This window comes from Micromonospora sp. NPDC000121, from assembly GCF_042899165.1.
Taxonomy (GTDB): Bacteria; Actinomycetota; Actinomycetes; order Mycobacteriales; family Micromonosporaceae; genus Micromonospora.
Window position 1 is genome coordinate 247,267 of record NZ_JBIAZP010000010.1, and the last position, 12,319, is coordinate 259,585.

General features: G+C 74.1%; 4 protein-coding genes (1 of these 4 cut by a window edge). 1 reads left to right on the forward strand and 3 read right to left on the reverse strand.

Annotated elements, in window-relative coordinates; all coding sequences use genetic code 11:
• The gene (locus ACFY23_RS25550) at positions 1-2,322 is read left to right on the forward strand and encodes a lantibiotic dehydratase (RefSeq protein WP_350819286.1); all 2,322 of its coding nucleotides are present in this window, start codon (positions 1-3) and stop codon (positions 2,320-2,322) included.
• On the opposite strand, the gene ACFY23_RS25555 is transcribed toward ACFY23_RS25550, so the two are convergent.
• The 3 genes in view from ACFY23_RS25555 to ACFY23_RS25565 are tightly spaced (each overlapping or abutting the next) and all read right to left on the reverse strand, a layout consistent with a single transcriptional unit that may run on beyond the window.
• Entirely contained in the window at positions 2,284-7,620 is a 5,337-nt protein-coding gene (locus tag ACFY23_RS25555) for an amino acid adenylation domain-containing protein (protein WP_350676576.1), read from the reverse strand. The genes ACFY23_RS25550 and ACFY23_RS25555 overlap by 39 nt on opposite strands.
• The gene (locus ACFY23_RS25560; protein WP_350676574.1) at positions 7,617-11,981 is read right to left on the reverse strand and encodes a type I polyketide synthase; all 4,365 of its coding nucleotides are present in this window, start codon (positions 11,979-11,981) and stop codon (positions 7,617-7,619) included. Before ACFY23_RS25560 ends, ACFY23_RS25555 begins: the two co-directional genes overlap by 4 nt.
• Positions 11,978-12,319, reverse strand: partial view of a lantibiotic dehydratase gene (locus tag ACFY23_RS25565; RefSeq protein ID WP_350676573.1) — the end only. Its footprint extends 1,974 nt past the window's final position; the window shows 342 of its 2,316 coding nt (coding positions 1,975-2,316); the start codon falls outside the window, past its right edge; the stop codon is at positions 11,978-11,980. Before ACFY23_RS25565 ends, ACFY23_RS25560 begins: the two co-directional genes overlap by 4 nt.

Sequence of the window (12,319 nt, forward strand, 5' to 3'; positions counted from 1 at the left end):
ATGCCCCAGGAGCATCTCACGCCCCTCGCCGGAACCCCATGGCACGTGTGGCGCTCAGCGCTGCTACGGTCGGCCGGATTTCCAGTGGCCGGGATGCAGCGGTTCGCCGCGCCCACGCTCGCGGCGGCCGCCGACGGCTATCTCACCGGTGCCTGCGGCGCGGACGCCTTCGAGGCCGCCTTCGACGCCGCCGCCACGGATCTCGGCGGCGCCGTCTACGACATCGCCTGCGACGACACGTTCCGCACTGCGCTGACCTGGCAGAATCCGGCCGTCCTGCTCGCGGTCGACGCGATCCGGCGCGACGGCCCGCACGCCCCGCGCAATCTGCGCCGACGGCACCGCGAGGAGGTCATCGCGAAATACTGGCAGCGTTACTGCCTCAAGAACGACACCGTCGGTTTCTTCGGTCCCATCTGCTGGACAGAGCTGGGCGGCCCCGGTCCCGTCGCCACGGTGCGCCCGGGTACGGCTCTGACGCGTACCCGCCGGGTTTTTCTGGAGCGGTGGGCGCTGGACGCGCTCGGCGAGGCCTTCGCCCGCGCGGAGGGCGTGCGGGACTGGCTGCCGGTGCGGCTGGCGCCCCAGCTGACGATGCGGGACGGGGTGCTGCTGCATCCGCACCGCGCGCCGCAGGCGCTGCCGGCGGGAACGGCCGCGCTGCTCACTCTGGCGCAGCGGCGACCGTGCGTCGCGGATCTCGCCGCAGCGCTGGTCGCGGACCCGGAGAGCGGGTTCCGCCGCACCGCCGACGTGCACGCGCAGCTCGACGAACTCGCCGAGCGCGGCGTGCTGCGGATCGGTTTCGACCTGCCGATCGACCTCACCGCCGAGGATGTGCTGCGCGAGCAGCTCGCCGCGATCGGCGACGACCTGGTCCGCGAACGGGTGCTCGGTGAGCTGGCCTCCGTCAGCGCGCTGCGCGACGCGGTGGCCGCCGCCGACGGCCCGGACGCCCTGGCCGCGGCCATGTCCGCACTCGAGCGGACGTTCGTCGAGCTGACGGGTCAGGCCGCGCGGCAACACCCCGGCGAGGTGTACGCCGGGCGCACTCTGTGCCACCTGGAGACCGTGCGCGACCTGGACATCAGCTTCGGTGACCCGCTGCTGGAACGGCTTGCTCCGCTGGAGCCGCTGCTGCTGTCGGCCCGGTGGCTGACGGCGGCGATCGGCGACGCGTACGCCGAAGCGTTGGCCGCCCTCTACCGCGACCTGTCGGCCGAGTCGGCCAGTGCGGACGTTCCCCTGCCCGACCTGTGGTTCCTGGCTCAGGCGGTCGTGTTCGGGGCAAACCCGCCCGGCGCCGCCGTCATCGCCGATTTCCTGGCCCGGTGGGCGAAGGTGCTCGGCCTGGCCGACGCCGATGCCGACGCCCGGGAGCTGCGGTTCGGCGCCGCCGAGCTGACCGAGCGGGTCGCCGCGGCGTTCCCGGCCACCGCGCCCGGCTGGGCCGCCGCCCGGATCCACAGCCCCGACGTGCATCTGTGCGCCCCGGACGAGGCGGCCCTGCTGCGGGGAGACTTCACCGTCGTGCTCGGCGAGTTGCACGTGGCCCTGGCCGCGTTCGACACGCACTTCTTCGCGTACGGGCACCCGGAACCGCAGCGGTTACGGGAGGGTATGCGGGGCGACCTGCCCGAGGGCCGGGTGCGGCTGCTGGTCCCGGTGGACTGGCCCCGGCACACGGCCCGCATCGCGGAATGGCTGCACGGACCCGCCGACGTGCAGCTCGGCTTCGTCAGCGCCCCCGGCGCCGACCCGGACCGCGTCGTGCCGATCACCGGCCTCACCGTGCGACCCGAAGCCGACGGCAGCCTGCGGGTGCACGCGGGCGACGGACGGCAGTGGCCGCTGCTGGAGGTGTTCGCGCAGCTCTTCGACTACCAGGTGTTCGACACGTGGAAGCTGGCCGGGAACGCCGGGCACACCCCGCGTGTCACCGTCGACAACCTCGTGCTGGTCCGCGAGACCTGGCGCACCACCGTCGGCGACACCGGGCTGCACAAGGTGAAGGGCGAGCGGGAACGCTACCTCGCGGTGCGGCGCTGGAGGCTCGCCCTCGGCCTGCCCGAGCAGATCTTCGTCCGGGTCGACACCGAGCTCAAACCCAGCTTCGTCGACCTGACCAGCGGCGTCTACGCCCGGCTGCTGTGCACCCTGCTGCGCGGCGCGCACGCCAAGGGCGGCGACGGGGTCGGGCTGACCATCACCGAGATGCTGCCCGGCCCGGGCGACGCCTGGCTGACCGACGCGGCCGGCCAGGCGTACGCCTCGGAACTGCGGCTACAGATCGTCGACCCGGCGGCGGCGCAGCTGCGGTAGCCACTCGGTCGCGTCCGCCGGAGCGTCGGGGGTCTCGGTGTCGAACAGGCGCAACCGGCGCTGGCCGTAGGCGACCAGCGACACCACGGCCAGGGCCAGCCCGGACACGACGAACGCGAACCCGAGCCCCCGGCCAGGGCCGGTCCCGATCAGGGCACCGACGCTGTCGGCCAGGGCGCCGCCCGGAGCGAACATCGGCTCCAGCACCGACCCGCTCAGCGGCACCAGTACGGCGAAGCCCAGCGGCAACGTCGCCCAGGTCATCGTCTGGATGATCGCCAGCACCCGGCCGTGGAACCGCTGCGGCACCTTCACCTGGATGATCGACAGGTAGATGCCGTTGTGCAGGCCCAGGCCCAGTCCCACGCCGAAGCTGCCGAGCGCGACCAGCACGAGGTTCGGGCGTACGCCGCTGAGCACCAGGCTGATCGCGACCCCGAACGCGATCGCGATCAGGGCGGGCATCCGGCGCCTGGTCGGGCCACCCCACACCGCGATCACGAGCCCGCCCAATACGGTGCCCAGCGCCTCGGCGAACGCGACGGTGCCGACCTGGCCCATCGTGCCGAACGCGAGCACCATCGGTGGCACCAGCATCAGGCTGGCCAGGCAGAGGTTGTAGAGCGATAAGAAGCCCAGCATGGCCCGGAACCCCGGCTCCGCCCACGCCATCCGCGCCCCGCCGATCAGCTCGGCCAGGAACGGCTCCTTGCGGCGGCGGCCGAGCAGCTTGGGAAACTTCACCACCGCGAGCACGCCCATCGCGACCACGTAGCTCACGATGTCGATCAGCAGGATGCCGGTCAGGTCGATCGCCGCGAGCAGGCCCGCCGCCAGCAGCGGCACCGCCAGCGAGCTGAGCCCCACGGCCAACTGGGCGATGCCGTTGGCGTGCCCCAGGTAGCGCTTCGGCATGACCTGCGGGATCGCGGCCAGGTAGGTGATGCGCTGGAACACCGACGCCGCGCCGAGCACACAGACCAGGGTGTAGACGGCGGCCAGCCCCAGCTGATCGGTCCACAGCAGCGTGGCCAGCAGCGCCGCCGCCGTCACCGCGGCCGCGCACGCGGCGAGCAGCACCTTGCGCCGGTCGAACCGGTCCGCGACGGCACCCGCGACCGGCAACGTCAGCAGTGCCGGGAGGTAGGCGATCACCCCGGACAGGCCGAACCACAGCATCGACCCGGTGGTCAGGTAGACCCAGACGGGTACGGCCCACTGGGTCAGCGCCGAGCCGGTGGCCGAGATCAGCTGGCTGGCGGTGAGCGCCAGGAACCGGCGTACGCCGGGCTGCACGCTGGCACCGGCGGTGACCGGGTCGGCGCTGGTGGCGGCGAGTTCCCAGGCGTCACCGGCCAGCCGGTCGGCGGTGGCCTGCGCGGCGGCGGGCTCGGCCAGCCGGAGATGGGTCTGGGTGACCACCTCGGCGAGCGCCCTGGCCCGCTGCTTGACGAAGTAGTGCCCGGCCTGGTCGAGGACCACCAGCGCGGTGGATTCGCCGAGGAAGCCCCACTCGCGGTAGCGCTCCTCGTAGTACTCGGTGAGGATGTCGTGGGTGCCCACGACGGAGATCACCGGCGCGGCCACCCGGACCGGGTCAGCCTCCAGCCACTCGGTGAACTTCTCCTGCGCCTCGGCGGCCTCCCGCCGCACGTGGTAGACGAACCGGTCGACCTGCGCCTGGTCCAGGTCGGCCAGCTCGGCGCCGATCGAGCGCAGAAACGTCTCGTAACGCCGGTCCGCGCCACGGGAATCGACCCAGTCGACCAGGCGGCCGAGCATGTTGTCCGGCCGGGCCGTCGGGAACACGCCGCCCACGTAGATCGCCTCGATCGGGCGGCCCCGCTCGTGCAGCCGCCGGGCGATACCGGTCAGCAGGGCGCCGCCGACGCAGTGGCCGTACAGGACCAGCGGGCCGTCCACCCGGTCCTGGATCTCGGCCACGCACCGGTCGACCAGCTCACCGAAGGGCAGCTCCGTGTCGCTGACCCCGACGTCATGCCCTGGGACCGCCACCGAGAACAGCGTGTGCCCGGGCGGCAGCTCGTCCGCGAGCGGCTGGTAGATGCTGGCCAGCCCGCCACCATAGGGTACGCACACGTAGGACCGCACCCGCTGCCCCGCCGGGACCGGCGTGGTCAGTTCGTAGAGCAGCGGCCGCCGGCGCTCCCGGTCCGCCGGGCCGTCGATCAGCGCGGCCAGCCCCTGCACGGTGGAGTGCTGGAACAGGTCCATCACGCCGACGTCGATGTGCCCGTACGCGTCGCGCAGCGTGGCCAGCATCCGGATCGCCAGCAGCGAATGCCCGCCCAGTTCGAAGAAGTCGTCGTCGAGCCCGACGTCGGTGACCCCCAGCACGTCCTGCCAGGCGGCCGCGACGGCCTGCTCGACCGGGGTGACCGGTGGCCGGCGCACGGCGGCGGGGTTGCCGTCGTGCACGGGCGCGGGCAGCGCGGCGGTGTCCAGCTTTCCGTTGGAAGACAGGGGCAGCGCCTCCAGCGCCACGATCGCCGACGGCACCATGTATTCCGGCAGCCGCCGCTTCAGCGCCTCCCGCAGCGCTGCCTGGTCCTGGGCCTCGGTCCCCGCTGCCGGCGTCACGTACGCCACCAGGCGCTGTTCGGCGGGCGTGGCACCGCGTACGACGACGGCGGCGGAGCCGATGCCCGGCTGCTCGCGCAGCACGGCGGCGATCTCCCCCAGCTCGATCCGTAGGCCACGCAGTTTCACCTGGTCGTCGATGCGACCGAGGAACTCCAGCGTGCCGTCGGGCCGCCAGCGGGCCAGGTCACCCGTGGCGTAGAGCCGCCCGCCGGCGTCGCCGAACGGGTCGGCGACGAACCTGCGGGCGGTGAGTTCGGGGCGGTGCAGGTAGCCCCGGGCCACCTGCACCCCGCCGAGGTGGAGCTGCCCGGCGACGCCGACCGGCACCGGCCGCAGCGCCTGGTCGAGCACGTAGGTACGGACGTTGCGGATGGGCCCGCCGATCGGCACCCGGGTGACCCCGGCCAGCGCGACAGGCGTCACCGCCCAGGCGGTGACGTCGATCGCGGCCTCGGTGGGCCCGTAGAGGTTGTGCAGCGCGGCGACCGGGAGGGCGGCCACGGCCCGGCGGGCGAGTTCGAGCGGCAGCTCCTCGCCGCTGCACACGATCCGCCGCAGCGACCCGCACCGGGCGAGGTCGGCGGGACCGGCCGTGGCCAGGAAGGCATCCAGCATAGACGGCACGAAGTGGACGGTGGTGACCCGCTCCCGCTCGATCAGCTCCCGCAGGTACGCCGGATCGCGGTGTCCACCCGGCTGGGCCAGCACCAGCCGCGCACCCACGACGAGCGGCCAGAACACCTCCCACACCGACACATCGAAACCGATCGGCGTCTTGTGCAGCACGGCGTCGTCCGGCCCGAGCCCGAAGGTGTCCTGCATCCAGTCGAGCCGGTTGACGACGCCGGCGTGCTCGTTGACCACGCCCTTCGGTCGCCCCGTGGACCCTGACGTGTAGATCAGGTACGCCGCGTTGCCCGGCCCGGCGGCGGTGCCGGCAGCGGTCTCGGGCTGGTCGGGGCCGGTCAGCGGCAGCACGACGCCCGGTACCGCCAGCCCCTCCGGCACCTCGTCGGCCAGCAGCACCCCGGCGCCGGCATCCGCGAGCATGTAGGCCAGCCGCTGCGCCGGATAGTCCGGATCCAACGGCAGGTACGCCGCACCGGCCCGGTGGATGCCGAGCAGCCCGACGACCAGGCGGCTGGAGCGGGGCTCGTGGATGGCGACGATCGACTCGGGCCCCACGCCATGCGCGATCAGCCGCCGTGCCACCTGCTCGGCTGCGGCGGACAACTCGGCGTAGGTCAGCCGGGTGCCGCCGTCGACCAGCGCGACCGCGTCCGGCGTACGCCGGGCCTGGGCGTCGAACAGCTCCGCCAGGGTGGTCTGGCGCACCGGGGCGTCGGTGGCGTTCCAGCCGGTCACGACCTGGGTGCGCTCGGCGTCCGACATGATCGGCAGCGCGCCCACCCTGGTCCGCGGCGCCGCGGCGGCGGCCGCGAGCAGCAGCAGGTAGCGGTCCGCGAACGCCTCCATGGTGGAGGGGTCGAACAGTGCGGTGTCGTACTCCAGCCGCAGCTCGTCGCCGGCGACCTCCAGCGACAGGTCGTCCATGGCGCCGCCGAACGCCTCGCCGCGGCCGGTCGGCAGATGGTGGAACGTGACCTGGTACAGCGGCGCTACGCCGGGGTCGCGCCGCACCGCCAGGTCCTCGACGAGCTTCTGGAACGGCATGTCCTGGTGGTCCCACGCGTCGAGGACGACGCGGCGCACCCGGCGGACCAGGGTCAGGAACGGCGGATCACCGGAGACGTCGACCCGCAGCACCAGCATGTTCATGAACATGCCCAGCAGCGGCTCCAACTCGGCACGGTCGCGGCCCACCACTGGCATGCCGACCACGATGTCGTCGCTGCCCGACAGCCGGTGCAGCAGCGCGACATAGGCCGCCAGCTGCACCATGAACGGGGTCGCGGCGGCCTGCTGGGACAGCTCGGGTAGCGCGTGCGCCACGCCTTCGGGCAGGGTGCGGCGTACGTCGCTGCCGCTGAACGTGCGAGTCGGCGGGCGCGGACGGTCGGTCGTCAGCGCGTGCACGGCGGGCAGGCCCGTCAGCGTCTCCCGCCAGTAGTCGCGCAGCTGACCCCACCGAGGGCCGTCGAGGCGGTCGCGTTCCCAGGCGGCGTAGTCGGCGTACTGGATGGGCAGGTCGGGCAGGTCCGGCGCCCGACCCGCGACGGCGGCGGCGCACAGCTCGGTCAGCTCGGCGCGCAGGTTGAGCAGCGAGGTGCCGTCAAGGATGACGTGGTGCCCGGCGAACAGCAGCCACCAGGTGTCCGCGCCGAGCCGCAGCAGCCGCGCCCGCCACAGCGGTGCGCTGTCCATCGGCAGGTCGAGGCGGGCGTACTCGGCGACGATCTCCGCGCGGGCGCGTTCCCGGTCCGGCTCGGTCAGCCCGGACAGGTCGGTCACCGGCAGCTCGATCGGCACGGTGGGGTGGATGTCCTGGTGGAGCTCGCCGCCGGCCAGGCGCAGGGTGGTGCGCATGGCCTCGTGCCGTTCGGTGACCGCCCGCAGCGCGGCGAGCGCCTGCTCCGGCCCCGCGCCCGGTGGCAGGGTGACCGCGTCGGTCATCGTGAACAGCGGCTGCCCGGGGCTGAGCTGGGCGGTGAACCAGACCCGCTCCTGCGCGTAGGAGGCGGGCACGGCGTAGACGCCGCCCACCGCCGTGAGGTCCTGCCGCGACTCGGTCATGATGTTTGCCCTGCCCTGCGGAGGCGCGGGATGGGTGCCTCCGCGTCGGCGGCCGGTGGGGCGCCGCGCAGCGACTCGATCCGGGCGGCCATCGCGGCGACGGTCGGCGCGTCGAACAGCACCCGCATGGACAGCCGGGCGCCGACGGCCTGGCGGATGCGCAGCACCAGCTGCGCCGCCACCAGCGACGTGCCGCCCAGTCGGAAGAAGTCGTCGTGCGGGCTGACCTCGGCGACACCGAGGACGTCACCCCAGATCCGGGCGATGGTGGCGGTCAGGTCGGCATCAGCGGCGGCCACGGTGGAGGTCACCGTGGCGGCGGCCGAGCCGAGTCGCCGCTCGTGGCCCGTGACCGCGGCCACCGTGTAGGCGCCGATCGCCACCGAGCCGGTGCGGCCCTCGGCGAGGACCCGCTGCCCCGCGGCGACCGCCGCCGCGGCGGGCAGCCCGTCGTGGTCGGGCACGCCCTCCTCCTGCCACGCGCCCCAGGCCAGCGACACGAGGCGGGCCGGCCAGCCGTGCGGGCTGCGCGCGTACGCGTCGAGGAACGCGTTGGCGGCCGTGTCGTCGGCCCGGCCCAGGCCACCCGCGAGCGCGGTCACCGACGAGGTCAGCGCCACGAAGTCGAGCGGCAGGTCACCGAAGACCTCGCGCAGCACCAGCGTGCCGGTGACCTTCGGCCGCAGTTCCGCCGCCGCCTCGGCCAGCCGCGACCCGGCGGACAGGCCCGTGTCGGGCAGCTTCGCGGCGTGGATGATGCCGTCGAGGCCGCCGAGATCACGCAGGACTTCGGCGCGTACCGCCCGCATGTCGTCTGCGTCGGCCACGTCGGCGGTGAGGTGACGCACCCGGGCGCCCGCCTGCTCGAGGGCCTCGATCGTGGCCGGCGGCGGCTGCGCGGCGCGGCTCACCAGCACCAGCTGCGCGCCACGCCGGGCCAGCTCGGCGGCGAACGCGCCGCCGACCCGGCCCAGCCCGCCCGTGATCAGGTAACGCCCGCCGTCGCGGACGCCCAACCCCGAGGAGGTACGCCCACCCGGCCGGACCGGAACGAACTCGCGGGTCCAGCGGCGCCCGCCCAGCCGCAGCGCGACCGCCTCGACCCGCTCGTCGCCGAGCAGTTCGTCCATCACCGCGTCCACGCCGAGGTCGCCCGGGTCGGCGTCGACCCAGTGACAGCGCACCTGCGGGCGTTCCAGCGGCACCGAGCGCACCACCCCGGCCACCGTGGCGTGCTCCGGGCGCACCAGGTCGGCCCCGGTCACGTCGGCCGCTCCGGCGGTGACCACGTCCAGCTCCACGCCGGCGGCCGGCAGCGCGTCCAGCAGCGTCAGCAGCGCGTAGTACCCGTGCTCCTGCGCCGCCGACACGGCATCCGCATCGTTGCCGGCCGGCTCGCCGTCCAGCGCCCACGCGTGCACGATCCGGGCGGCCCGAGCGTCGTCGGCGCACTCGTCGAGCAGCCGCCGATAGTCGGCGGCGTTGGTCGCACGCAGCTGGTAGCCGCCGGGGCGGACGGCGAAGGCAGCCCCGGGGCGGACCACGGTGACGTCGGTGCCGCGCTCACGCAGCCGGGCCGCGAGGGCCGTTCCACGCTCACCGGAGGCGAAGAGCAGCAGCTGACCGGGCGTCTCGGCGGGTGCCGTGTCGGGCAGTTGGTGCCAGACCGGCACCTCGACGACCCCGTCGTCGTAGCGGCGGTCGGCGGCCGGTTCGGCAGGTGCGGCCACCGGCGCCGGGTCGATCCAGTGCCGGGTCCGCTGGTACGGGTACCCGGGCAGGGGCACCCGGCGTGGCGTGCCGGGCGCGGGCAGGCGTACGGGGACCCCGGCCGTCCACAACCGGCCCGCCGCCTCGTAGGCGGTCTGCCGGTCGGTCAGCCTCTCCCCCGGCGCGGGCAGCGTACGCAGCGGCGCCCTGGCCCCCTGCGGCAGGCTGAGCCGGGCGAGGCCGGCGAGCTGGCGGCCGGGACCACACTCCAGCAGCAGCCACTCGTCGGCGGCACCCGTCGCGGCGAGCCCTGCCACCGTGGCCCCGAACCGCACCGGCCGGCACAGCTGCTCCCCCCAGTACGCCGGATCGGTGACCTGCCCGTCGGTGAACGGCGCGGCGGTCGCGGCCGACCACACCGGCAGGCTCGGCGCCCGACGCGGCACCGCCGCCACCAGCGCCGCGAACTCGTCGCGCACCGGGTCCAGCAGCGGCACGTGCATCGCGTACGGCGACCGCAGCAGCGTGCAGCCGACGCCGCGTTCGCGCAGCGTGCCGGCGAAGGCGGTCACCGGCTCCGGTGCGCCGGCCAGCACGCAGGTGTTGGGCGCGTTACTGATCGCCACGGCGACCCCGGCGGGCAGCAGGGGCGAGATCTCGTCGGCGCCGCGCTGCACGGCGAGCATGCGGCCCTCCGGCGCGGCCTGGACCAGACGGCCCCGGGCGGCCGCGAGCCGCAGCGCGTCGGGCAGGTCGAAGACCCCGGCCACGGTCGCCGCCACCAGCTCACCGATGGAGTGGCCGATCATCGCGGCGGGCGTGACACCCCAGTGCCGCCACAGCATCGCGGTGGCGTACTCGACGGTGAACAGGGCGGGTTGCAGCACCGCGGGTTCGGCCAGCCGCTCGTCGGCACCGGGCTCCGTGCTGAAGATCAGCTCGTGCGGGTCCCAGCCGAGGATCCGGCCGCACTCGTCCACGGCGGCCGCGAACACCGGCTCCGTCGCGGCGAGACGCGCGCCCATGCCGGGGTGCTGCGAGCCCTGGCCGGAGAAGAGCAGGCCCACCCGGGGCACCGTCGCGGCGTCCCCGCTGGCCCGACGCTTCGGGTCGGCCAGCGCCGCGGCCGCCTGGGCCCGGTCCACCGCGACGACAGCGGCCCGGTGCTGATAGACCGGCCGTCCCTCCCGCAACGTGTACGCCACATCGGGCAGCGCCAGCTCCGGCCGGTCGGTGAGCCGGGTGGCCACCTGGGCGCACGCCGCCGCCAGCGCGGCCGGGGTCGCGGCGGACACCTGGATCAGCTCGCCACCACCGTGCCCCGGCGCCGTGGCGGGTGCGGGAGGCGGTGCCTCCTGGAGCACCAGGTGCGCGTTGGTGCCGCCGAGGCCGAGCGAGCTCACCCCGGCCCGCAGCGGCCGCTGCTCCTCGGGCTCCCACTTGGTCAGCGTCGACACCACATAGAACGGGCTCGCCTCGAAGTCGATCTCCGGGTGCGGCCGGTCGTGGTTGATGCTGGGCGGGATGAGCCGGTGCTGCATCGACAGCACGGTCTTGATCAGGCCGATCACGCCACCGGCCGCACTGAGGTGGCCGATGTTGGCCTTGGTCGAGCCGACCCCACACCAGCCCCGCTCGGTGGCGCGCCGCCCGTAGGCCGCCGTCAGCGCCGCGATCTCGATCGAGTCGCCGAGGACCGTACCGGTGCCGTGCGCCTCCACGTAACTGACCGAGCGCGGGGCGACGCCGGCGACCGCGAGGGCCTGCACGACGACCTCCAACTGCCCGCTGACGCTGGGCGCGGTGAAGCTCGCCTTGGTCATGCCGTCGTTGTTGACCGCGTTGCCGATGATCAGCGCCCGGATGTCGTTCCCGTCGGCCAGCGCGTCGGACAGCCGCTTGAGCACGACGACCCCGACCCCGCTGCCGTAGACGGTGCCGTTGGCCCGCGCGTCGAACGGGCGGCAGTGCCCGTCGGCGGACGTGTACCCGTCGTCGGCGACGTACCCGACGGCGTGCGGCAGCTCCACGCACACCCCGCCCGCGAGCGCCGTGTCGCACTCGCCGTTGCGCAGTGCCTCGCTGGCCAGGTGTACCGCGACCAGCGACGACGAGCAGGCGGTCTGCACGGTCATCGCCGGGCCGCGCAGGTTGAGCCGGAACGACACGGTGCTGGCCAGGTAGTCGGGCTTGTTGCCCAGCGACACCCGCAGCTCACCCGCGCCCGCCAACGCCTGCGGGTTCCGCCGGACGTTGAGCCACTGGTAGAGGTCGGCGTTGCTGCCCGCGTAGACGCCGATCTCGCCGTCGTAGCGGGCCGGGTCGCAGCCCGCGTCGATCAGAGCGGCGTGCGCGTGCTCCAGGAACAGCCGCTGCTGCGGGTCGGCCAGCTCCGCGTCGCGCGGGCTCATTCCGAACAGACCCGCATCGAAGTGGTCGAACTGGTCGAGCACGGCCGCCACCGGCACGTACGCCGGATCGTCGAGCTCGTCCTCGCCGACCCCGCGCGCCAGCAGCTCGGCCCGGCTGAACCGGGTGAACGACTCGGTGCCGTCGACCAGGTTACGCCAGAACTCCTCCGCCGACGATGCCCCCGGTACGCGCAGGCTGAGCCCGATGATCGCGATCGGCTCCACTGTCTCGTTTGTCACGGCGTCCTCTCCGGCTCGGCCACATCGCTGATGTGCAGGCGCAGCTCGCTGACGTAGTGGCGGCCCTGGCCGTCGGGCAGCCACGCCTGCGGCAACCCGGGCAGCAGCTCCGACACCGTCACCGGCACGTCGTCGCCGCCCGCCTGGTGTGCCGCCCGCAGCATCAGGCAGAGCCGGTTGGCGTAGAGCGGGCTGGTCAGGTCGGCGTACGTGGGTTTGAGCTCGGTGGCCACCCGGACGAAGACCCGCTCCGGCAGGCCCAGCGCGGCCCGCCACCGGCGTACCGCGAGGTAGCGCTGTGCCTGGTCGACGGCGCTGGTCAGGCCGGTCTGCCCGAC

Excerpts from the sequence above, each read along its gene's own strand:
- ACFY23_RS25550 (WP_350819286.1), top strand. The coding sequence starts at position 1 with ATGCCCCAGGAGCATCTCACGCCCCTCGCCGGAACCCCATGGCACGTG.
- ACFY23_RS25555 (WP_350676576.1), bottom strand. The coding sequence starts at position 7,620 with ATGACCGAGTCGCGGCAGGACCTCACGGCGGTGGGCGGCGTCTACGCC.